Origin of the sequence: Frankia sp. CcI49 (assembly GCF_001983215.1) — a bacterium.
Lineage (GTDB): Bacteria > Actinomycetota > Actinomycetes > Frankiales > Frankiaceae > Parafrankia > Parafrankia irregularis.
Map to the genome: position 1 here is coordinate 188,369 of NZ_MOWP01000009.1, position 21,519 is coordinate 209,887.

At 70.9% G+C, this 21,519-nt stretch carries 19 protein-coding genes and 2 pseudogenes; 7 read left to right on the forward strand and 14 right to left on the reverse strand.

The genetic code is table 11. The features are described 5' to 3' along the window. Positions 1-324: 324 nt before the first annotated feature. From CcI49_RS09655 to CcI49_RS44390, 3 genes and pseudogenes are all read right to left on the reverse strand, one after another. A complete protein-coding gene (locus tag CcI49_RS09655) occupies positions 325-612 on the reverse strand; it encodes a DUF1540 domain-containing protein (protein ID WP_054570807.1) in 288 nt (95 codons plus the stop codon). 153 nt (positions 613-765) lie between these two features. Beyond that, the gene (locus CcI49_RS40425; protein WP_131831048.1) at positions 766-2,139 is read right to left on the reverse strand and encodes a helix-turn-helix transcriptional regulator; all 1,374 of its coding nucleotides are present in this window, start codon (positions 2,137-2,139) and stop codon (positions 766-768) included. An 87-nt stretch (positions 2,140-2,226) separates the two neighbouring features. Next, positions 2,227-2,505 (reverse strand): annotated as a pseudogene (locus CcI49_RS44390) (LLM class F420-dependent oxidoreductase); the annotation flags it as partial. A gap of 14 nt (positions 2,506-2,519) precedes the next feature. Between CcI49_RS44390 and CcI49_RS44395 the strand changes: the two are divergent. Beyond that, positions 2,520-2,663, forward strand: a pseudogene (locus CcI49_RS44395) (TetR/AcrR family transcriptional regulator); the annotation flags it as partial. Between the two features lie 24 nt (positions 2,664-2,687). On the opposite strand, the gene CcI49_RS09675 reads toward CcI49_RS44395, so the two are convergent. From CcI49_RS09675 to CcI49_RS09685, 3 genes are all read right to left on the reverse strand, one after another. Continuing rightward, positions 2,688-5,102 carry a phosphoketolase family protein gene (locus tag CcI49_RS09675; RefSeq protein WP_054570809.1) on the reverse strand — a complete coding sequence of 805 codons (2,415 nt, stop codon included), beginning with the start codon at positions 5,100-5,102 and terminating at the stop codon, positions 2,688-2,690. Positions 5,103-5,221: 119 nt separating this feature from the next. Continuing rightward, positions 5,222-5,980: an SDR family oxidoreductase gene (locus tag CcI49_RS09680; protein ID WP_076825782.1), complete on the reverse strand. Its 759-nt coding sequence runs from the start codon at positions 5,978-5,980 to the stop codon at positions 5,222-5,224. 26 nt (positions 5,981-6,006) lie between these two features. Then, positions 6,007-6,405: a cupin domain-containing protein gene (locus CcI49_RS09685; protein WP_054570811.1), complete on the reverse strand. Its 399-nt coding sequence runs from the start codon at positions 6,403-6,405 to the stop codon at positions 6,007-6,009. 410 nt (positions 6,406-6,815) lie between these two features. On the opposite strand from CcI49_RS09685, the gene CcI49_RS09690 reads away from it, so the two are divergent. The 5 genes from CcI49_RS09690 (at position 6,816) to CcI49_RS42005 (ending at position 12,243) form a co-directional block, all read left to right on the forward strand. Further along, positions 6,816-7,304 carry a TM2 domain-containing protein gene (locus CcI49_RS09690; protein ID WP_054570812.1) on the forward strand — a complete coding sequence of 163 codons (489 nt, stop codon included), beginning with the start codon at positions 6,816-6,818 and terminating at the stop codon, positions 7,302-7,304. Further along, positions 7,297-7,728 carry a DUF2752 domain-containing protein gene (locus CcI49_RS09695; RefSeq protein ID WP_054570813.1) on the forward strand — a complete coding sequence of 144 codons (432 nt, stop codon included), beginning with the start codon at positions 7,297-7,299 and terminating at the stop codon, positions 7,726-7,728. Before CcI49_RS09690 ends, CcI49_RS09695 begins: the two co-directional genes overlap by 8 nt. A gap of 493 nt (positions 7,729-8,221) precedes the next feature. Then, complete coding sequence (locus CcI49_RS09700; protein WP_076825784.1) at positions 8,222-8,803, forward strand: NADPH-dependent FMN reductase; 582 nt, start codon at positions 8,222-8,224, stop codon at positions 8,801-8,803. A gap of 224 nt (positions 8,804-9,027) precedes the next feature. Then, on the forward strand, positions 9,028-9,666 hold the full coding sequence (locus CcI49_RS09705; protein ID WP_076825786.1) for a CoA transferase subunit B: 639 nt from the start codon (positions 9,028-9,030) through the stop codon (positions 9,664-9,666). A 183-nt stretch (positions 9,667-9,849) separates the two neighbouring features. Beyond that, positions 9,850-12,243: a protein kinase gene (locus CcI49_RS42005; protein WP_076825788.1), complete on the forward strand. Its 2,394-nt coding sequence runs from the start codon at positions 9,850-9,852 to the stop codon at positions 12,241-12,243. 107 nt (positions 12,244-12,350) lie between these two features. On the opposite strand, the gene CcI49_RS09715 is transcribed toward CcI49_RS42005, so the two are convergent. Next, the gene (locus CcI49_RS09715) at positions 12,351-13,781 is read right to left on the reverse strand and encodes an alkaline phosphatase PhoX (RefSeq protein ID WP_198955484.1); all 1,431 of its coding nucleotides are present in this window, start codon (positions 13,779-13,781) and stop codon (positions 12,351-12,353) included. A 287-nt stretch (positions 13,782-14,068) separates the two neighbouring features. Next, entirely contained in the window at positions 14,069-14,650 is a 582-nt protein-coding gene (locus CcI49_RS09720; protein ID WP_054570818.1) for a TetR/AcrR family transcriptional regulator, read from the reverse strand. Between the two features lie 115 nt (positions 14,651-14,765). Between CcI49_RS09720 and CcI49_RS09725 the strand changes: the two genes are divergently transcribed. Beyond that, a complete protein-coding gene (locus CcI49_RS09725; RefSeq protein ID WP_054570819.1) occupies positions 14,766-16,262 on the forward strand; it encodes an MDR family MFS transporter in 1,497 nt (498 codons plus the stop codon). Positions 16,263-16,349: 87 nt separating this feature from the next. Here the strand turns inward: CcI49_RS09725 and CcI49_RS09730 are convergent, their stop codons facing one another. The 6 genes from CcI49_RS09730 to mftE form a co-directional block, all read right to left on the reverse strand. Further along, positions 16,350-17,183: an SAM-dependent methyltransferase gene (locus CcI49_RS09730; RefSeq protein WP_054570820.1), complete on the reverse strand. Its 834-nt coding sequence runs from the start codon at positions 17,181-17,183 to the stop codon at positions 16,350-16,352. 105 nt (positions 17,184-17,288) lie between these two features. Continuing rightward, positions 17,289-17,879: a mycofactocin system transcriptional regulator gene (gene mftR, locus CcI49_RS09735; RefSeq protein ID WP_198955492.1), complete on the reverse strand. Its 591-nt coding sequence runs from the start codon at positions 17,877-17,879 to the stop codon at positions 17,289-17,291. 136 nt (positions 17,880-18,015) lie between these two features. Further along, positions 18,016-18,138 carry a hypothetical protein gene (locus CcI49_RS44115; protein WP_255354819.1) on the reverse strand — a complete coding sequence of 41 codons (123 nt, stop codon included), beginning with the start codon at positions 18,136-18,138 and terminating at the stop codon, positions 18,016-18,018. Between the two features lie 188 nt (positions 18,139-18,326). Beyond that, complete coding sequence (mftF, locus tag CcI49_RS09740; RefSeq protein ID WP_083749406.1) at positions 18,327-19,817, reverse strand: mycofactocin biosynthesis glycosyltransferase MftF; 1,491 nt, start codon at positions 19,815-19,817, stop codon at positions 18,327-18,329. After that, a complete protein-coding gene (locus tag CcI49_RS09745) occupies positions 19,814-20,662 on the reverse strand; it encodes a mycofactocin-coupled SDR family oxidoreductase (RefSeq protein ID WP_054570821.1) in 849 nt (282 codons plus the stop codon). Before CcI49_RS09745 ends, mftF begins: the two co-directional genes overlap by 4 nt. After that, positions 20,659-21,519, reverse strand: a complete 861-nt coding sequence (gene mftE, locus CcI49_RS09750) for a mycofactocin biosynthesis peptidyl-dipeptidase MftE (RefSeq protein ID WP_347280112.1) — start codon at positions 21,517-21,519, stop codon at positions 20,659-20,661. The genes CcI49_RS09745 and mftE overlap by 4 nt, the downstream gene beginning before the upstream one ends.

The window sequence follows — 21,519 nt, forward strand, 5'->3', positions numbered from 1 at the left end:
GATGGTGGCCTGGCGAGTCCCGGCGGCCCGGTAGCGACACACGGGACGTGCCAACCCGCTCCGGCTGCCGACCCGGTCTGGCTGCCGGCCCGGTCTGGCTGTCGGCCCGGTCCGGCTGTCGGCCGGCGGGTGCTCCGGCTCCGGCCGGCCGGCGGCTCGGGTCGGGATGTTCACGGTGGTCTGGAGCCCGTCGCGGAATCCCGAGCTTCGGCCCGCCACTGCCGCCGCTGCTTCCGAGCAGGAAGTGAGGATTTCGGCTGCGAGGACAACCAAAATCCTCACTTCCTGCGGATCGTCAGGCGACTGCTACGCGCTCGCTGGGTGTCACTTCTGGTAGGTGAGGCAGTCCACGCCGTTCAGGTTGAAACCGACGCTGATTCCGTCGGCCTGACAGACGAAGTTCTTGTTGTGTCGACAGTCGGTGACCTTACAGGCGCCTACGCGGCCTTTGTCGGACGGGTTGCCGCCTTTCGAGGGGGCGACGAAGAAGGTGTCGCAGTGTGCCACCAGAGCACCTGAGTCCCCGACGGTGATCGCGGGGGCGTGGCAGGCCTGCTTGCCGTTGTACGCGCACGCGTCGACGGCACACTTCGTGATGATGGGAAGGTCCATGATTGGCTGCCTCTCCTTGCGGAAATACCTCGAGAGGAAATCCTCTCGGGCACTTCCTAGAGTCGGCCCGAGGTCTCGTCAAGACGGGAGGAGAGTGTCGCAGAATGACACCGGCACGTGAGGTTGGCCTAACCTAAAAGTCTCGCGGAGAAACTAGGATGGGGACGGAATGGTGAGATAGCCGAGGATCTCGGCGCCATGCGCCGCGAGGTCCTGCTCGGTCAGCCCGCCGCGGTCATGCGCGTCCCGGGGCAGCGCCGGAACCGCGGCGGCGTCCACCAGCAGGACGTAGATGCGTGTCGTGATCCCGGTGTAGCCGCCGTAGCCGAGGTTGTAGGGCTGGACCGTGAAGCAGTTCTCGGTGGTCAGCTCCAGCACCTGGCCCGGGTAGAACAGGCCGTTTCCGGGGTTGTGGGCCGCGGTGGAGTCCGTTGTCGCCGGGTCCGCCCAGGAGGCCCCCATCAGCAGCTGCCCGGCCGCGGGCCGGGCACTGATCTTTCCGCCCACCGCGGCGGAGGGGCTCCACGACGCGAAGTACTGGTAGGCCCCGGCCGTGACCCGCAGCCCGGTGGCCGCACTGCCCGGGCCGTCGACCACTGCCGCTTCCGTCGGCAGTTCCAGCCGGTAGCAGCCGCTGCCGGCCGACGGCCCGCCGGCCGGCGCGGGGCCCGCGTTCGCCGGCGGGCCCGGCCCGCCCACCGGCGCGGCCGCACCGGGCAGGGCAACACCGGGCACAGCGACGCCGGGCTGAGCAGCACCGAGCCGAGCCCCGTTCGGCGCGACCGGCCCAGCGGACTGGGCCGACAGCGCCGACTGGGCCGACAGTGCCGGCGCGGCGGGGGTGTCGCCGTCGGCCAGAATGAAGATCATCGCAGTGACGGCCACCACGGCGGCGATCAGCGCCGAGCCGGTCAATGCCTGGGCGGCTCGGCGCGAGAGCCCGCCCGCCACCGGCGGCGCTGGCGGCACCGGTGGCATCGGCGCCGCGGGCGCGGCCGGCACCGCCGGTGCCAGGGCTTCGTCAGGCGCCGTGGTTTCGGCGGGCGCCGTGGTTTCGGCGGGCGCCGCGGAATCGGCAGTCGCCGCGGGCTCGGTAGGCGCAGGGGCTTCGGCGAGTGCCGGTGGCTCGGCGGCAGCCGCGGGCGACGGCGCCGCCGACAGCGCTGCCGGCGGAGTCGGGGGCGGAGCTGTGGGTGCCTTCCTGGCGACCCTCGGATGCAGCCGATGCCAGACGTCCAGCCAGGCTTCACCGTGCTCGGGGTCGTAGGCCGCCACGATCAGCGTGAGGGTTTTGAGCGTCAGCCGACGACGCCCGTTGCGCAGGTCGTTCACCGTCGTCTTCGACACCCCGACGCGCCGCTCGACCGCACGATCGTCGGACGTCCCCAGCAGACGCACCACCGCGGCCCGAAGGTCCTCGTCGTTCGAGATCTCCGTTGGTTCCGCGCCCGGTGTCCCGGGATCTCCCTCCGACGGTGGCAGTGTCGTCGTCCCTTCGTGCGCCGTGCGTCGATCGCCTGGTGTCACAGCGATTGTCCCAGGTCCGCCCGGCGGCAGGACAGGACGGGACACACAGGACGACCGCCACCACCGAATCCGGCCGGGATCAACCTCTTACGTGGGTAACCTCGTCACGCGAACGGGGGGGCGCCCAGTAACCGGGCACCGGGGCTCAGCGCCGGTGCCCGGCGGCTGGTGGCTGGTAGCCGGTGGCCGGGTGCCGGCGACGTCGAGCAGCGCCGGGGCGAGTTCGCGCCATTCGCGGTCCGGCAGCGCCGTCGGGTCGGCGGTGAGGACCTGGATGGCCACGTGGTCGGCCCCCGCCTCCAGATGCTCGCGGACTCGGCCACGGATCACCTCGGCATCGCCATGGGCGACGATCGCGTCAACCAGTCGGCGACTCGGTCGACCTGCGCCCGGACGACCTCGTCCAGCTCGTCGTCGGCGTCGCGCTGGCAACCTCCCGCGGCGACGACGCCGACGACGACCAGGCCGTTCGGCTGCTCAGGCTGACCCTCGACGCGGTCCGAGTCTCCGGCGGGGACGCCTGACGGCTGGAAAGCCTGACGGCGGGTTCAGCCGCGCCCGGGCCACGTCCAGTCGCGGACCTCGGGCAGGTCCTCGAAGTGCTCGGTGACGTAGGCGTGGTGCCGTTCGAGCGACAGCTCGCAGTGGTCGACGAGCCGGTCGGTGCCCGGGTGCGTGCTGCGGGCGAACTCCACGGCGAGGCGGGCCAGGTGGAACCGGCTGACGCCGTTGCGCACGACCATGTCGAACGGCGTCGTGGTGGTGCCTTCCTCCATGAAACCGCGCACGTGGAAACGGCTCGGGTTGCGCCGGCCGTGCAGCAGCTGGTGGACGGCCCGGCTGTACCCGTGGAACCCGACCACGACATCCGTCTCATCGGTGAACAGGGCACGGAACATCGGATTCGAGAACCCGTGCGGGTGCAGGTCGGGCCGCAGCAGGGCCATCAGGTCGACCACGTTCACCACCCGTACCGACAGGCTGGGGACGAACTGGTGGAGCAGGTCGGCCGCAGCGAGGATCTCCATGGTGGGGACGTCGCCGATGCCCACGAGCACGATGTCCGGGTCCCGCCCGTGCCGGGCCTCGGTACCGGCCCACTCCCAGACCGAGGCGCCGCGGGCACAGTGCTCGGCGGCCTCGTCCGCGGTCAGGTACTGCAGGTGCGGCTGCTTGTCGGCGACCATCAGGTTGACGTGGTTGCGGCTGCGCAGGCAGTGGTCCGCGACGGAGAGCAGCGTGTTGGAGTCCACCGGCAGCCAGATCCGCGCGACACCCGGGGACAGCGGCACGACCGTGTCGATGAGCCCCGGGCCCTGGTGTGAGAAGCCGTTGTGGTCGTTGCGCCAGCAGGTGCTGGTCAGCAGCACGTTCAGGCTCGGCACGGGCACGCGCCAGTCGAGCTTCGACGCCTCCTGCAGCCATTTCGTGTGCTGGACGACCATGGAGGCCGAGACCATCGCGAACGCCTCGTAGGTGGCGAACAGGCCGTGGCGCCCGGTGAGGGTGTAGCCCTCCAGCCAGCCTTCGCACAGATGTTCGGAGAGCACCTCCATCACCCGGCCGTCGGGGGAGACCCGGTCGTCGGTCGGCTCGATCGGGGCGACCAGGCAGCGGTCGGAGACGTCGAGGATCGCGCCGAGACGGTTGCTGCTGAGCTCGTCCGGGCTGAAGACCCGGAACGTGGTCGGATTGTCCTGATAGACGTCGCGCAGCAGCTCACCCAGCGGCCTGGTGGTCTCGTGCAGGAGCGTGCCGCGGCGCGCCGGGTCGATCTGCAGGGCATAGGAACGCCACTCGCGCAGGCGCAGCGGCTCGGTCCGCCGGCCGCCGTTGGCGTAGCTCGCCGCGCCCATGCGCCTGTCGCCGTCCGGCGCCAGCGCGGCCAGGTCCGCGATGAGCCGCCCGCCGGCGTCGAATAGGCGCTCCGGCTCGTAGGAACGCAGCCAGGCCTCGAGCTGCGCCAGGTGTGCCGGGTTGTCCCGGACCCCGGCGAGGGGCACCTGGTGGGCCCGGAAGGTCCCCTCGACCTGGACGCCGTCGACCTCGCGCGGACCCGTCCAGCCCTTGGGCGTACGCAGGATGATCATCGGCCAGCGGGGCGCGTCGGTCACCGTCGCCCCCGGCCGCCGCGCCGCGACCTGGAACTCGCGGATCCGCCCGTAGGCGGTGCGCAGCGCCGCCGCGAAGTCGCGGTGGACCTGCTCGACGTCCGACCCCTCGACCCAGTGGACGTCATAGCCGTGCCCGGTGAACAGGCTCGTCACCTGCTCGCGGCTGTGCCGGGCCAGCACGGTCGGATTGGCGATCTTGTACTGGTTGAGGTTCAGGATCGGCAGGACGGCGCCGTCGCGGCGGGGGTTCAGGAAGCTGATGCCCTTCCAGCTGCCCTCCAGCGGGCCGGTTTCGGCCTCGCCGTCGCCCACCACGGCCGCGACCAGCAGATCCGGGTTGTCGAACGCCGCGCCGAAGGCGTGGACCAGGGCGTAGCCGAGCTCGCCCCCCTCATGGATCGACCCCGGGGTCGGGACACTGACATGACTCGGGATGCCGCCAGGTGTCGAGAACTGCCGCACGAGCCTGGTCAGCCCGGCGACGTCCCGCGAGACCGCAGGGTAGATCTCGGAGTAGGTGCCCTCCAGGTAGGTGTTGGCGACCAGCGCCGGGCCGCCGTGCCCCGGGCCGGTGACGTAGAGGACGTCCTGGCCGGTCAGCCGCACCAGGCGGTTCAGATGCGCGTAGATGAGGTTCAGCGCGGGTGAGGTGCCCCAGTGGCCCAGCAGCCGCGGCTTGATGTCCTCACGCCGCAGGGGCTGGCGCAGCAGGGGGTTCGCGAGCAGGTAGATCTGGGCGGCCGTCAGATAGTTCGCGGCCTTCCAGTAGTCCACGAGGCGCGTGAGCGCCTCGTGGTCCAGCTCCGGGACGGTGGTGGTGTTATCGGTCGACTGTGCCGTCGCAGTCATGCGCCGTGGATATCACGTCCACTGTCAGCTCACGGCGAGGCCGTCAGCTGACGGTGAGGCCGTCAGCTGACGGTGAGGCCGTCAGCTGACGGTGAGGCCGTCAGCTGACGGTGAGGCCGTCAGCTCACGGTGAGGCCGTTGTCGACCGTGTAGACGGCGCCGGTGATCGAACGTGCCTCGTCGGAGGCGAGGAACGCGAACAGGGCGGCGATCTCCTCGGGCTCGGCCAGCCCGCGCAGGCCACCCATCCGCCGGGCGAGGTCGGGATCCACGTCGCTCGGGAACGTGCCCGAGGTGGCGATGTTGGTCCTGGTGCCCGCAGGCGCGATCGCGTTGACCCGCAGCCTCGTCTTGAGGTACTCGACGGCCAGCGACCGGGTGAGCGCGATCAGCCCGCCCTTGCTCATGCTGTAGGCCGCCGAGTAGGGAACGCCCTGCAGGCCGGAGTTCGACGCGATGTTGATGATGGTGCCGTCGGTTTCCAGCAGGTGGGGGATCGCCGCCTGGGCGAGGAAGAAGCAGCCGTCGAGGTTCACGCCCATGACCCGCCGGTACTGCTCGACCGGCATCTTCGTCGTGTGCTCGGCCAGATAGATCCCCGCGACGTTGCCGAGCACGTCGAGCCGCCCGAACTCGGCGACGGCCGCGGCGACCGCCTCGGCGCAGGCGGCCGGATCGCTGATGTCGGCCTGGCGTACCGACAACCGCCCGGTCGTCAGCGCCAACGCCTGCGTCTTCGTCTCGGCGAGCCGGCCCTCGTCGATGTCGATGCCGAGCACCGACGCTCCCTGCCCAGCGAGCCGTAACGCGATCGCACGGCCCATGCCGGACCCTGCGCCGGTGATGAGCGCCGCCTTGCCCTCAAACGAAGCAGTCATGATTGGTGAATCCTCCGGACTCTGTGTCAGGATTTCCGCTGGTCGGTGAAGATGCCGGGCTGCCCGGAGTGGATCTCGATCCACTCGGCGCCCTCGTCGCCGGCCCGCCAGGCGTAAAGAAGATCGGGCGTGAAGAATCCCATTCCCGCGCCGACCTTCCGCCGGCCGAATATCAGCTCGCCGCGCAGGACGTAGTTCAGCTGGTGCGTGCCGTGCCGGTGCGGCTTGACCTTCTCGCCGGGCGCGGCTGTCTCATGGAAAACAGACAGCTCCGGGGACTGCAGGATCGTCCTGGTGACAAGGTCGCGTCCGAAGAGGTCGAGGTACTCCTGTGCCTCTTCGGAATCACCGAAGAGCTCGGCGTTCGTGTGCCCCGGAAGCTGGTTGACATCGAAGAAGAACTGCCGGGCGGGCTCGTCGGCCATCAGTTGGCTCCTTCCAGGCGCCGTCGGCGCTCTGAACAATTCACGTCTCAACCGGCCGTCCGGTCAACTCGTGACTTTCGGAGCGCAAGCGGCTATGCGGCGGCCGGGTGGTCCTGGCGGAACACGAAGAGGAATTCGCCGAGCTTGAGTCGTCCGCCGTCGTGGGTGGTGATGGGTGAGCCGAGCCCGCCCGACCGCGTCCCGTCCGGTTCGGCGGAACCGCTCCGGGCCCGGCTGCCACTGGGCCGGGCGCCGGCAGACCTGTCCGCGCGGTCTGCGTGGGCCGTGGGCCGTCGGCCGTGGGCCGTGGTCGTTCGGGAGCCCTGCGGACGATACTGTCCGAAGCCCCCATTTCGACATGCGGCGGCCGGAACTCCCACGCGGGCCGGCAGTTCGGACGGAGATGTGCCATGACCACGCCAGGACAGCCGCCGTATCCGGACCCGGGCCAGCAGGGACACGGTTTCGGTGAGACGGGGCCACAGGAGCCGGGCTACGGCCCGCCACCCGGCGGATTTCCACCCGGCCCGCCGCCTGGGTACGGGCCCCCGCCTGGGTACGGGCCGCCGCCGGGTTACGGTCCGCCGCCGGGTTACGGACCTCCGCCGGGCTACGGTCCCCCACCGGGCTACGGAGCCGGGTGGGTCGACCCCACAGCCCCCTACGGACGCCATCCGGTGACTGGCGAGCCCCTCTCGGACAAGCAGAAGCTCGTCGCCGGGCTGCTCCAGATCTTCCTCGGTGGGGTCGGTGCGGGGCGGTGGTACATGGGAAGCAACGGCATCGCGATCGCCCAGCTGCTCACCTGCGGCGGGCTCGGAATCTGGGCCCTGATCGACGGCATCATCATCCTCACCAGCGATGTCCGGGACCAGTACGGCCGCCCGCTGCGTGACTGACGCGGGCGCCACCGACGAGCACGCGGGGCGCCGCCGGCGGCGTCTCCTTCTCGCCGGCGCGGCCGGGTGCCTGGTGGCGGGCGCGGGCTACCTGGCAGCCGTCGACCCGCACGACCCGGCCGCCGCGATGCCGACGTGTCCGACGAAGGCGCTGACCGGCCTGGACTGCCCGGCCTGCGGTGGCCTCCGGCTCGCCCACGATCTGCTCCACGGCATGCCGGCGGCCGCCGCGCACGACAACCTGTTCCTGCTGGTGTGCGCACCGCTGCTGGTCGCGCTCGTGGTCCGGCAAGCCCGTGCCTACGAGCGCGGCGTGCGCGCGCCCCTCCCGCGCCCGCTTGCGCACGGCATCGCGGGTGCCGCGCTGGCGTGGACGGTCATCCGCAACCTGCCGGGCTGGCCGCTCACGCCGACCACCGGCTGACAGCCGGGCGGTTCCGCGCAGGCGCCCCACGTTCGGCCAGCGCTTGCTGCCGGCCAGGGGAGTGCTCAGCCGGCAGCACCGAGCTCGGTGCCGGTCGCCGTCGGTGTGCCACTGCGGGCCTTGGATGGCCGGGTTCTGGCCGGGCTGTCCGCGTCCACATCGTCAGCGGTCGCCGCTGCTTCCGGCCAAAAAGCGAGGATTTCGGCTGCGAGGGCAACCGAAATTCGCACTTCTTGCGGATTGCCAAACTGCCCCGGTTGTACCTGTTGGTGTGAATTGCTGGCGCTGTGGGGCGACGCGGGATCCTCGGCGGCCCAGTCAAGATCGGTAGCGCCGTCCGATCTTTCTGTGCGAAAGTTCACTTGACATCCTGTAAAGTTCCGCGTGAGTGTGGGGTTCGCCTCGCGAGGTGAGGGCTGTCGGCGGGAATGGGCGGCCTTCCCGGTTCGGTTGAGCCTTCAACAGAACAGCCTCGTCCAGAGCGGAGACCCCCATGTCCAAGCCCCTCCTGCAGATCATCATCGCGAGCACCCGCCCGACCCGAGCCGGTGCGGCGGTGGGGGCGTGGATCGCCGACGCCGCACGGGCGCAGGGTGGCTTCGACGTCGAGGTCGTCGACCTTGTCGACGTCGATCTGCCGATCTTCAACGAGCCGAACCACCCGATGACCGGGAACTACGTACACGAGCACACGAAGCGGTGGAGCGCCACGATCTCCCGCGCACAGGCGTTCGTGATCGTGACCCCGGAGTACAACCACAGCTTCCCCGGCTCGCTGAAGAACGCGCTGGACTACCTCAGCCGCGAATGGCGCTACAAGGCCGTCGGCCTGGTCTCCTACGGTGGGGTTTCGGCGGGCCTGCGCGCGGTCACGCAGCTCAAGCCGGTCCTCGCCGCGCTGCGCATGGTGCCGGTGACCGACGCCGTCTCGGTGCCGTTCCTCGGCCAGCGCCTGGACGAGTCCGGCGCCTTCCGCAGCGACGAGCTGATCGACGCGTCCGCCAAGAGGATGCTCGACGAGCTGGTGACGGTGGGCACCGCGCTCATCCCGTTGCAGACGCCCGCGGGCGACTGACCGCCCGGCCGTACGCCGCCTGACTGGCCGTACGCCGCCTGACTGGCCGTACGCCGTCTGACCGGCAGTACGCCATCCGAGCCGGCGGTTCCGCGGAACCGCCGGCGCCCGCCCGCTGACACCCGCCGAGGCCGCCGACAAGGGAATCGAGAAGCGGACGGTCCGGACGGTCCGGGCGCGATGAGCGCGACAGGCGCGTTGGGCGTGATGAGCGGGAGCAGGCGATGAGCTGGAGCAGGGAGCAGATGGCGGCCCGCGCCGCGGCGGAGCTGCGCGACGGCGAGTACGTCAATCTCGGGATCGGCCTGCCGACCCTCATCCCCAACCACCTGCCGGCCGGGGTCGGGGTCACGATGCAGTCCGAGAACGGGCTGCTGGGGGTCGGTCCGTACCCGTACGACGAGGACGTCGACCCGGACCTGATCAACGCGGGGAAGGAGACCGTGACGCTGCTGGACGGGGCGTCGGTCTTCGACTCGTCGCTGTCGTTCGGCATGATCCGCGGCTCGCACGTGGACGTCGCGGTGCTCGGTGCGATGCAGGTCTCCGCCCGGGGTGACCTGGCGAACTGGATGGTTCCCGGGAAGATGGTCAGGGGGATGGGCGGCGCGATGGACCTCGTCCACGGCGCCCGCCGGGTCATCGTGCTGATGGAGCACACCACCCGCGACGGCGCGTCGAAGATCGTGCCGACCTGCACGTTGCCGCTGACCGGGCGGGCCTGCGTCCACCGGATCATCACCAACCTCGGCGTGCTCGACGTGACCGGGAACGGGCTCGCGCTTGTCGAGACCGCGCCCGGTGTGAGCGTCGAGGAGATCACCGAGAACACCGCGGCCGCGCTGTCCGGCGCGACGCTGTGACAGCGGCGCTGTGATGACGGCGCTGTGATGACGGCGCTGTGCAGCGGTTTTGGAGCTGGTCCGCTGATCGATCGAACAGTCGTCAGAAAGGTGACCGACCTGTAGCGATTTGTGGCCAGCTGTATAGGCTGATCCAACTATGGCGGGGCAGCGGGAAACACTGCACGACATCGGATACTCACGGTGATCTTCGATCGCGGGTGGGTGGAACGAGCACTGCCCGCCTATCGGGTGGGCGAGCAGCTGGGCTCGGGGTCGTTCGGTGCGGTGCTGGCTGGTGAGCACCGGTGGCTGGATCGTCGGGTCGCGATCAAGGTGATGGCCGGTGACGGGGTGGCGCCCGCCGCGAGCGGGTTCGCCGAGGAGGCGAAGGCACTCGAGAAGCTGAAACACCCGCACGTGCTTCATGTGCACGACTATGTCGAGGCCGAGGGCCTCTGCCTGGTGGTGATGGAGCTGATGGCCGGCGGCACGCTGGCTGATCGGCTGCTCGGTATGACCCCGGAACAGGCGTGCGGGGTCGGGCTGGCTGTCGCGGCGGCGCTGGAACATGCGCACAGCCACAAGATGCTGCACCGCGACATCAAGCCCGAGAACATTCTTTTCGGCGCCGACGGCACGCCCGTCGTCGGCGATTTCGGCCTGGTGAAGATGTTCGAGGGCTCCGCGGCGACCGCGAGCGCGTCGGGCACTCCGCTTTACATGGCACCGGAGCAGATTCAGGGCGGCCGGCTCGGGCCGGGCGTCGATCTGTACGCGCTCGGCGTGGTGCTCTACCAGCTGCTGGTCGGGGCGCCGCCGTTCGGCCGCGACCGGCAGTCGGTGCCGGCGGTGATGTTCCAGCACCTGACCCAGCCTCCGCCGCCGATGACCGGTGTGGCGGCCCCGTTGGCCGACGTCGTGTTGCGTGCCCTGGCGAAGTCACCCGCCGACCGCCACCGGGACGCCGCCGCCTTCGCCCTCGATCTCGCGAGGGCCGCGACCAGGGTGTTCGGGCCAGGTTGGGCCGCCCGGACAGGGTTGTCGCTACATCTGCAGGACGCCGTCCGGCGATTCGCCCTCCATCCCCTCGATCCCTTCGATTCCGTGGGTACCAGGCCCGGCACGGTCACCGACGCGGGTGCCGACGACCGGACTGGGGCGGAGCGGCCGAGCTGGGATTTCTTCGTCTCGTACGCCAGGGCCGATCGTGCCTGGGCGGAATGGATAGCCGGACAGCTGGTCGCCGCGGGCCACCGGGTGCTGCTGCAGGCCTGGGACGAGACGCCGGTCCCGTACTGGAGCACCGGCATGTTCGAGGGCACCGTGTACGCCGCCCACACGTTGGCGCTGCTCTCGCCGGCCTATCTGGAAACGGTGCTCGGGCAGCCTGAATGGAACGCCGCCTCGGATTCCGACCGGGCTCGGTTCGCCCGCACCCTGATACCGGTACGCATCGCGGACTGCCACTGGCCCGACCTGCCCGCCGGGGGTCGCCACGTCGATCTCACCAGGACGTCCGCCGACGGGACCCGGCGCATCCTGCTCGACCAGCTCGACACGGCTCGGAGTGGTTCCGCGAGAGGCGCGGCCAGCACGGAGATCGACACCGCTCCCACGCCCGTCGGCGCACCGGCGATCAACTCGCTGATACCGCCCCAGCGCCATCCCGCGGACGCCGTCCCAAGCGCTCCGCCGGTGACAGCGACCAGGCCGGTCGCCGAGCCCGAGCTCCAACCCGAGCCCCAGCTCCAGCCCGAGCCCGAACTCCCGCCCGAGCCCGAGGCCGAGCCCCAATCCGAACCCGAGCTCGCACCTGCGGCCGACCTGGACACACCCGGGCCGGTGTCCCGGCGCGAGCGGCAGCGTGCGCGCAGGCGCAGGTCGCGGCGCCGAACCGCACGGCTGGCCACGGTCTGTGGTGTCATCCTGGCCGTCCTGGCGGTGTCGGTCGGGGCCGTCATGTCCGGAAACCTCTTCGGCGGCACGCACGGGGACTCGGGCGATATGACGGGCTCCCAGGGACGGGACGACCTGGTGAAGGTGACCCCGGTGCCTTCGTCGCCCACCACCTCCGTCACGCCCACCGGGAGCCCCACGCCGACCGCGGTGATCTCGGCGGCCGGCTCGACGGCTCCGGTCGCTCCGACGACCTCGCCCGCCAGCCGGCCGACGGACCCGGTCACCACCACCAGGCCTCCTGCCGTGGCGAGGACGACAGCTCCTCCCGGCAACTCGGCCCAGGCCGCCCCGGCGGGCCCGGGCAGCGGCGACAAGTACCAGGAAGGCTCGCAGGTGAGTGTCTCCGGCTGCACGGGCTGGCTGAACTTCGAGGGCGTGCTGTACGGAAAGCTCTCCGCCGGCGCGGGGTCATGTGTCGCCGACGTCATCGTGAACGGTGAGACGAACACCAGTTCCTCTACCAAGAGGCTCGAAGCGTCGAACTACGCCACCGCGAACTCCAAGCCGGGCAGTTTTCTCGTCTTCGGCTACTACCAGTACTCGGAGCGGATCTGCGTCTGGAACGCGGTGGATCCGGGTGGCAAACGGTGCTCGCTCACGTTCGTGGACACCCAGGGAAAGGTCTCGCGGAGGTGACCATCGGGCCTCGCACCATGACATACGCAAACGGGCCGGCCTGAGGGAGCTCAGGCCGGCCCGTCGCCAGCAGTGCTGTCAGTGCTCAGCGAGCGCCGATCGGATGATCAGCGGTGGTCGCCGCGGGGGTCGTGGTAGTCGCGGTCGTCGCAGCCGTCCCAGGGGCCGGTGATGGCGAGCACGTAGCCGGGGGTCTGGATGTTGGCGAAGAGGATCTTCTTGTCGGCGCTGAAGTTCGGGCCGGTGAACTCGCTCTCGTTGAGCTCGTTGCGCGCCAGCGCGTAGGCCGTGCCCTTCTTGGTGACACCGATCAGGTGGCTGACGCCCTCGCCGTCCTCGGCCAGGATGAGGCCGCCGTAAGGCGACACAGTGATGTTGTCCGGGCCGTCGAAGTCGACGTCCTGGGTCGGGTCCRGGTTCAGACCGAAGATCACCTTGAGGGTGATGGTCTCGTTGTTCGGGTTGTAGAACCAGACCTGGCCGTCGTGCTCCTTGGGGCTGCCGTCGCTCACCCGGGCGTAGCTGCAGACGAAGTACACGCCGCCGTCACCCCACCAGGTGCCCTCCAGCTTGCGGCTGTTGGTGACCTGGTCGGTGGTGAACTGCTTGCGGATGGAGACCGTGGCCGCGCTGCGGTCGGGGACGTCCACCCAGCTGACCTTGTACCTGGTGCCGACCGTGGTCGCCTCGGAGAGGTCGACGATGTGCTGCGACCCGTTGCTGGCGCTCAGCGCCTGCAGGGAGCCGGCGGTGTCGCCGCCCGCGCTCAGCGCGAGCGCACGCAGCGCGCCCTTGCCGGCGCGGAACCTCTTCGGCGGCGTCCAGCGGTAGAACAGGCCGTGCGGGCTGCTGGCGTCCTCGGTGAGGAAGATCTCGGCGGTCTTCGGGTCGACGGAGACGGCCTCGTGGGCGAAGCGGCCGAGGAACTTCAGCGGCACCGGGTTCTTGTTCGCGGCCTGGTCCACCGGGTCGACCTCGAAGACGTGCCCGTGGTCGTACTTGTAGGTGGCGTTGGCCTTCTGCTCGGTCTCCTCACAGGTCAGCCAGGTGCCCCACGGGGTGTAGCCGCCGGCGCAGTTGGTGAGGGTACCGGCCAGGCTGACGTACTCGCGGACCCGGTTGCCCTTCCGGTCGACCACGATGTTGGTGGTCCCGCCGGGGGCGCCCGGGTCGTAGGTGTAGTCCGCGATGTGCGGCACCGGGTTGGCCGCCGCGCCGCTGAGCTCGTGGTTGTTGACCAGCACCGAGCCGCCGTTGCGGGTGGGGAAGGAGGCGGTGCCGTCCGGGGCGCCCGGGGTCGGCTCGCCCGACTCGAGCGTCGTCACACCGGTCTGGGCGATGATCTTGTAGGAGAAGCCCTTGGGTAGCGCGAGCAGGCCCGCCGGGTCGGCGATGACGGCGCCGTAGCCGGTCGCGGAGCGGGATGTGGCCTGCGCGGCGGTGCCGGCGAGGACGTCCATGCTGCCGGCGGCAACCAGGCCGAGGCCGCCCACCGCGCCGGTGCGCATCAGGTTACGGCGGGAAATGGAAGAAGTCACCGGCGTGCCTCCATGGATCATTATTAACTGGGACGCCATGACATTGTCGGGTCGACCTGACACCTCGTTTGTCGGTATATGGCCGCCCGGCCAACAGCTGGGAAACGGTTGCTACGTGCGTGCAGGTTGGGCCCCCGGTCACCGGCCGGGACGCGTCTGTTGGGTGCGGGCATTCCCGGGCCGGAAAAAGCCGTGCACGTCGAGTCCCCGCAATGAATACCGAGCGTTGCCGATTCGGGTGTCGAATCCACAGAAAAGACTTCTGCTTGTGTTTGGTAAGCCTAAGTTTAGTTTGAGGCCTGTCGGACGAGCGGCAGGAAGATCGTATCGACGATCTCGGTGAGGGCGTCCTCGGGCACCGGCGCGAGAGTCATCAGGGCCTCGTGGCGCAGGAGGTCGAACGGAAGCGATTTCACCCGGTCGGGCAGCGGGCTGGGGCCGATCTCGCCCCGCTGGGCGGCGCGGGCGAACAGGGCGTCGAACCCGTCCTTGCGGTCCCCTTTCAGGACGCGGCGCAGGTCCGCGGGGCTGGTGCCGGTCTCCCGGTAGTAGTCGGCCAGGTGGACGCTCACCAGGGTGATGAGCTGGATCCGGGTGGCGTTGACCTGCCGCATGAGCGTGAGGATGTCGTCGCGCAGGCTGCCGGTGTCGGGGACGGTGATCTCGTCCCGTTCGAGGGCGCGGATGATCGTGGCGCGGACGAGCTCGTGCCGGTCGGGCCAGCGGCGGTAGAGGACGGGTCGGCTGGTTCCGGCGCGCTGGACGACGGCATCCATCGTGAAGCTGGCATAGCCGTGCTCGGTCAGCTCCGCCCAGGCCGCGTCGAGCAGTGCTGCCTCCAGTGCGGCCCCGCGGCGACGCTCCGTCATCTTCCCTTCGGCCCCTGTTCTACCCGTTCCGCCTTAGACACGCTTGCGTATCTTAGCGAGGGCGCCTACGATCGCCTCTGGTAAGAAACGTCGATGTATCTTAGGCGGTCGTTCATTGAGTACCTCCGACGGGACCGCAACCGCTGCGCAGCAGGGCCACGTCGACCCCGACCGTATCGACCCGGCGGTGTGGCGCATGGCGATCACCGTCATCGTGGGTGCGCTCGCCGTCATCTTCGACACGACGATCGTCAGTGTCGCCATCAATGATCTCACTCGCGAGCTGGACACCTCGCTCTCCACCATCCAGTGGGTGAGCACCGGCTATCTGCTGGCCATGTTCGTCACGATCCCGGTCGCCGGGTGGGCGCAGTCCGTACTCGGCGGCAAGCGGCTGTGGATCGCCGCCCTCGGAATCTTCCTGCTCGGTTCGGTCCTGTGCGCGGCCGCGTGGGATGTGCACAGCCTCATCGTGTTCCGCGTCGTCCAGGGCATCGGTGGCGGGATCATGATGCCGCTCATGATCACATTGATCATGCAGGCGGCGCGGGGAAGCAGCATAGGCAAGGTCATGGCGACGATCTCGCTGCCGGCCGCCCTCGGGCCCATCCTCGGTCCGGTCCTGGGCGGCGTCATCCTGCATGTCGGCGACTGGCGCTGGATGTTCCTGGTCAACATCCCCTTCTGTGTCGTCGGTGCCTGGCTCGCGGCCCGGAACCTGCCCGACGACCGGCCGCGGGGCGCCGCCCGGGCCCGCCTCGACGTCGTCGGCCTGCTGCTGGTCTCGCCGGGCGTCGCCGCCGTCATCTTCGGTCTCTCCCGGGTCGAGGGAGACGCGGGTTTCGCCAGCGTGGAGGTCCTGCTGCCGCTGATCGTCGGCCTCGCCCTCACAGCGGTGTTCGTGGGCTGGGCGCTGGCGCGCTCCACGGCCGCGCTGGTCGACCTGCGCCTGTTCCGTCACCGCCCGCTGGCGTCATCCGCCGCCGTCGGCTTCGTCCTCGGCGGGGCCCTCTACGGCTCCATGCTGCTGCTCCCGCTGTTCTGGCAGCAGGCCCGCGGTGAGGATGCCCTCGGGGCGGGGCTGCTGCTGATCCCGCAGGGAGTCGGCACCCTGTTCTCCCGGAACCTCGCGGGCAGGTACACCGACCGGTACGGGCCCCGCTGGGTCGCGCTGACCGGGTTCACCCTCGCCTGCGTGGCCACCCTGCCGTTCGCGTTCGTCACGGCCGGCACGGGCGACGTGCCGCTGCTGGCCGCGCTCTTCGTCCGTGGCCTCGGCCTCGGCGCCGCCACCATTCCCCTGGCCGGTGCCGCCTTCATCGGCCTCGCCCATGCGGAGATCCCGCACGCCAGTGTCATCACCCGAGTCGGCCAGCAGATCGGCGGCTCCCTGGGTACCGCGGTCCTTGCCGTGGTCCTCCAGCACACGGCCGGGGGAGCTCACACCCCCGAGGCCGTCGCCGACGCCTTCGGCGAGGCCTTCTGGTGGTCGATCGCCTTCACCGCCGTCGCCGTCCCGCTCTGCCTGCTGCTGCCCGGCCGCCCCGCCGCACCGTTCGTTCCCGAGACGGCCGACGTCGACGCTGACGCGGAAGTCGCCGCGCCGGCGTAGGGGAAGCCGCTGTGTCGGCGTAGGGGAAGTCCCTGCGCCGGCACAGAGCGGGAAGCCGTTGCGCCGGCACAGGGCAGACGAGCGCTTTCAGGGTTTGCGGGCCACACCTGCGAACAGCCAGTCGGTGCGCGGGCTGTCGTCGTCCCCAGGGTTCCACTGCCACGGCCGGACAATTCCGGGTTCGACCAGGTCGAGGCCGGAGAAGAAACCCTCAATGGCGGCTCGCGGCCGGAAGATTATTGGCGACGTCGCGTTCTCGTAGGCTGCCTCCGTCCGGGCCACGCCCTCGGCCGGCGGCCCGTCCGTCGTCAGGTGCGAAAGTGTCAGGAAGGATCCGGCGGGAACCGCGCTCATGAACTCGGCGAGCAGCTCACGGGGCCGCTCGCCGTCCTGGATGAAGTGGAACAGGGCCACCGAGAGAACGGCGACGGGCCGGGAGAAATCGATGAGGGCGCCCGCGTCCGGATGGTCGAGGATCGACCGGGGCTCGCGTGCGTCCGCGGTGATAATTGTTGTCGTCTTGTTCGTCGCGAGCAGCGCGCGACCGTGCGCCAGGACGATCGGGTCGTTGTCCACATAGACCACCCGGGCATCCGGGTTCACCTGCTGGGCGATCTCATGCACGTTCCCCTGCGTCGGCAGGCCGGTCCCGATGTCGAGGAACTGGTCTATACCGGCGTTCGCGAGCCAGCGGGTCGCCCGCTGCAGGAAACGGCGGTTCTCCCAGACGATGTCGAACGTCATCGTCTTGCCCAGGGCGCTGTCGACGGCGGCGGCGGCCGTCCGGTCGACCTCGAAGTTGTCCTTGCCCCCGAGGAAGAAGTCGTACATGCGGGCCGGGGTCGGCCGGTCCGTCCGAAGATCGGCGCCGGGGTCACCGCCGTCGCTCTCGGACACCGCTGATTTGAAGTTCCAGCCCATCAGCCCGCCTCGCCAGCTGTCTCGTCGAATCCGGCGACCTCGACGACGCCGGCGAATGTGCATTCCGGAGCGTATCGCCCTGGATGTCGCCTCGACCCACCCGGACTACCCGAGGTAGGTCCGCAGCGCGCCCAGTGCCTCGTCGAGGATCTCCTCAATCGTGCGCTGCTCGTCGTCCAGCCACTGCTCATAGGCGGAGACCGCGATTGCCAGGGCCACATGGCCGACCGTGCGCGGCAACAGGTCCTCAGCCGTCAGCCCGTGGCGTTCGGCGGCATAGGAGGCGATGACCCGGCGCCACTGCCGGTACTTCAGCGCCGAATGGGCCATCAGCGTCGGAGTTCTCAGCAGCAGGGTCATCCGTTGCCGGTGCTGGGCCACGGCCGCCGCGTCGACATGGTTGAACGCGAGCACCGCCCGGTGCACCGCCTCGTGGACGGGAATGTCCGTCGGCATGGCGGCGAGGGTCTTCTGCAGCCCGACCAGGCTCTCGTCGAACTGCCCCCAGGGGATGTCGTTCTTGGACGGGTAGTACCGCAGCAGCGTCCGGCGCCCGACCCCGGCCGCCGCGGCGATCGCGTCCAGGGTGGTGGCATCGAAGCCGTGCTCGGTGAACACCGCGAAGGCGGCCCGCTCGATCGAGGCGTGATCAGTGACGGGCGGGCGCCCTTTCGGCCGGCGGGCCGGGGCGTCCAGCGCGCCTGGGCTGTCCAGCGTGCCTGGGCTGTCCGGGGTTTCTGGGGTGTCCGGGGTTTCTGGGGTGTCCGGGGTGCTCACCGAAGCGCGCCACTCGAGGAGTTGAGGATTTTGGTCGTTCCCGCGGCCAAAATCGTCAGATCTTGCCAAGCAGCAACTCCAGCCGCGCCGGCGGCTCGAAGCCGAGACTCGAGGAGCTGAGGATCTCGGTTGTTCCCGCGACCACAATCCGCAGGTCTTGCTCGGTGGCAGCGGTCACGCTCGCGAGGATCGAGCGCGGCGATGGCGCTGCCGCCAGCGCGGCGCGCCCGTGGGGTGCCAGCGGGCGTGGCGGAGCCCTGCCGAGTGCCCAGGAACAGGGCGAGGTCCGCGCGCATGACCCGATTCTTCCCTACCGGAGAACCGCGATCGTGCGCGCGACCCGGGCGGATGGGTGGGGCCAGGCCTTCAGCGCGTGGCAGGCTGGCCGGGCTTCGCTGGTCGGCCTGGCTGGCCTGGTCGGGCTGGCTGGCCTGGTCGGGCTGGGAGCAGCGGTCGAAGGGTCCGGCCGCGCAGCGCGCCGGCCCAAAGCCCGGTGCCGTAGGCGAGGTCGTCGAGGCGGCGGGCGAGCAGGAACCTGGCCGGATCAAGCCGTGGGGCGCACCGGCGGTAGTCGACCATCCCGTCCACGACCGCGGCGGCCAGCACGGCGCGGCGCAGGCGGCGGGAGACCAGGCAGCCGGCCAGGCTCAACGGCCACCAGTGGCGCAGCAGCAGGCCGCTGGTCTGGCTCGCGTTCGCGGCCAGTCCGTGGCGGGCGACACCAGGCGAGATCCCCGCGCGGGCGAGGCGCACGGACTGCGCGGTGAGGATGCCCGCCGCGGCGGGCAGCGACCATCGTCGCTGGGCGAGCAGAGCGACGGCGACGCCCGCGCTCCACGGCGCGAAGACCGCCGGTGCCACCGCGTCGTCGTGCCGGCTGGCGAGGACGGTCGCCCCGGTGCCGTAGAACGCCTTGCGGCCCAGCCAGGCGGTGAGACCGGCACGATGATCGTGCCGGGCGGTGACGGCGGGCTCGTGCCGCACCTGCCAGCCGGCGGCGGCCAGCCGCCAGACCAGGTCGACGTCCTCGGCGACCCGCTGGCCGTCGGCGAAGGTGAAACCGGCGCCGAGCGCGGCGACCCGGGCCATCAGGCACGCCGCGGGCACCCAGCCGACCGCGGAGCGAGGATGCACCAGGGCGGCCACGGGGCCCATGTCGAGTGAGGAGCGGGCATCCTCGTAGCGCCCGATCCAGTTCGTGCCGCCCGGCTCGGCCAGCCCGAGGATGCGCGGTGCCACGGCGGCGACCCGGGGCTGGTGGAAGTGGCGGGCCAGCAGGGCGAGCGCCGCCGGCTCGACGACGACATCCGAGTCGATGAAGACGACCAGCGGTGTGGTCACCTGCGCGAGCCCGGCGTTGCGGGCCGTTGCCGGGCCGCGGTTGGCTGGCAGGGCGACGAGCTTCGCGCCATGCCGGTCGGCGACCCGGGCAATGGCCGACGGGTCAGCTGAGCAGTCGTCGACGACGATCATCCGAAGCCGGCCGGCGAGGCCGGACAGCAGCAGGTCGAGTGGCCCGGGCCGGTCGCGGACCGGGACGACCACCGTGACCGCGGACAGCTCGGCCGGTGGCAGCTCGTCGAGCACCGGGTTCGCCACGCCGCTGGCGAGCAGCCGGTCGGCGAGCTGCGCGGACGTCGCGTCGACCACCCGCAGCCGGCGTCCGTCCAGGTAGCGCGCCGCGCGTTCGTTGAGCCGAAGCAGCCGCATCGGCGCACCGCCGACGAGCACCCGCCCGCCCTCGGAGACCCGGACGCACTCACCGATCTCGACGACGAGCCCCAGCCCGACACCGGGATCCAGGCCGACGCCGCTGCCGACGCCGCTGCCGGTGCCGATGCCGATGCCGGTGCTCATCCGCGGAAACCGCCTTCGGCGCTGACGACGGAGCCGGTCAGCACCCCGCCGGCGACCGAGCAGCAGAAGGCGATGGTCTCGGCGATCTCGCCGGGGTCGATCAGCCGGCCGGTGAGCTGCCCGGAGGCGAAGGACTCGACGTCGTCCAGGTCGTACAGCGCCGCGGTGGCGGCCAGCATCGCGGTGCGGGTCGAACCGGGTGAGACCGCCACCGCCGTGACGCCCGTACCGACGAGGTCGGCGGCGAGGCCGCGGACGAGGCCGATGACGGCGTGCTTGGCCATGCTGTAACCGGCCAGGTGGAACAGCCCGCGGGTGCCGGCGGCGGAGGCGACGGCGGTGAAACGGCAACCGCCCGGGTCCGGCCCGGCCAGCATGTGCGGCACGCAGGCGGCGGCGGTGTTCCACACCCCCAGGACGTCGACATCCCACAGGGTCTGCACGTGCGCGGCCGGGGTCTCCCACAGCGGCTGGCCGCCGACCATCACGGCGGCGGCGGCGACCGCCGCGTCGAGGCGGCCGAAACGCTCGACGGCCGTGGCCGCCGCCGCGTCGAGGGCGGCGCGGTCACGCACGTCGGCGAGCACGGTGTGGATCTGGTCGGGGTGCTCGGCGCGTACCGCCGCCAGCTGCTCGCGGCTCGCCAGCGGGTAGTCGACCCCGGGCAGGTCCGTGGCGGTGTCGCCGGCGCCGCTGTCGACCGCGACGAGCCGGTAGCCGCGCCGGCACAGGGCCCGGACGGTCGCGGCGCCGATTCCGCGGCCGGCGCCGGTGACCAGCGCGACCCGCCCGGCGTCGGGTGGTCCGGAGTCGACCCGCCCGGTGTCGGGCCGGTCGCCGCTCACGGCTGACGCTCCGCGGTCAGCCGAGGACGCAGCCGGCCGTGCTGGTCCGGTTCGCCGTGGTCGATGAGGGCGGACACGTTCTCGATGATTGCCCGCAGCAGTTCCTCGCCGGCCCGGGCGCTGGCCGCGGTCGGGTCCCCGAGCACGCCGGACGGCGCGACGGCCGCCACCCCGCCGGCGACGATGGCGGGCATCAGCTCGGCGAGCGGGGCGGTGTTGCCGGCCTGGGCCAGGCAMATCCGCACCTGTTCCGGCGCCAGGTGCAGCATGAGGGACGTCTCGGTGAACCCGGCATGTGAATCGGTCGCCGCGTCACGGCCGACGTCGTCGTGCCCGGCGCTGTCGTGCCCAGGTCTGTCGTGCCCGGCGTTACCGCGGCTGGCGCTGTCGCGACCGGCACCGCTGGCGAGCCAGGCCACGTCGTGGCCCTCGTGGCGCAGCTGGGTGACGGCCTCGGTGAGTCCGCGCAGGTTGCCGCCGTGCGCGTTGACGAACACGATCCGTCCGCTCCAGTCCCGCATGGAGCGGACCAGCTCGACCAGCAGCAGCCGCAGCGCCTGTGTGCCGATGGACATCGTGCCCGGAAACCCCTGGTGCTCCCCGCTGGCCGTGTAGATGACGGGCGGGGCGACCAGCACCGGCACGGCGGCGTCGTGCCGGCCAAGGCGCTGGTGCTGGCGCTGGCGCAGGTGCTCGGCCGCACCCTCGGCCACCGCCACCGCGATCGTGGTGTCGGTGGTCAACGGCAGGTGCGGCCCGTGCTGTTCGCAGGAGCCCACCGGGATCAGCACCAGCGGCGCCGGCGGCACGGCGGGCCATGCCCGCGCCGCCAGCGCCACCGACGCTCCCGACGGCAC

Bases quoted from the DNA above. Each gene is read 5' to 3' on its own strand.
- CcI49_RS09655 (WP_054570807.1), bottom strand. From the start codon at position 612: ATGGACCTTCCCATCATCACGAAGTGTGCCGTCGACGCGTGCGCGTAC.
- CcI49_RS09675 (WP_054570809.1), bottom strand. From the start codon at position 5,102: ATGACTGCGACGGCACAGTCGACCGATAACACCACCACCGTCCCGGAG.
- CcI49_RS09680 (WP_076825782.1), bottom strand. From the start codon at position 5,980: ATGACTGCTTCGTTTGAGGGCAAGGCGGCGCTCATCACCGGCGCAGGG.
- CcI49_RS09685 (WP_054570811.1), bottom strand. From the start codon at position 6,405: ATGGCCGACGAGCCCGCCCGGCAGTTCTTCTTCGATGTCAACCAGCTT.
- CcI49_RS09690 (WP_054570812.1), top strand. From the start codon at position 6,816: ATGACCACGCCAGGACAGCCGCCGTATCCGGACCCGGGCCAGCAGGGA.
- CcI49_RS09700 (WP_076825784.1), top strand. From the start codon at position 8,222: ATGTCCAAGCCCCTCCTGCAGATCATCATCGCGAGCACCCGCCCGACC.
- CcI49_RS09705 (WP_076825786.1), top strand. From the start codon at position 9,028: ATGAGCTGGAGCAGGGAGCAGATGGCGGCCCGCGCCGCGGCGGAGCTG.
- CcI49_RS09720 (WP_054570818.1), bottom strand. From the start codon at position 14,650: ATGACGGAGCGTCGCCGCGGGGCCGCACTGGAGGCAGCACTGCTCGAC.
- CcI49_RS09730 (WP_054570820.1), bottom strand. From the start codon at position 17,183: ATGGGCTGGAACTTCAAATCAGCGGTGTCCGAGAGCGACGGCGGTGAC.
- mftF (WP_083749406.1), bottom strand. From the start codon at position 19,817: ATGAGCACCGGCATCGGCATCGGCACCGGCAGCGGCGTCGGCAGCGGC.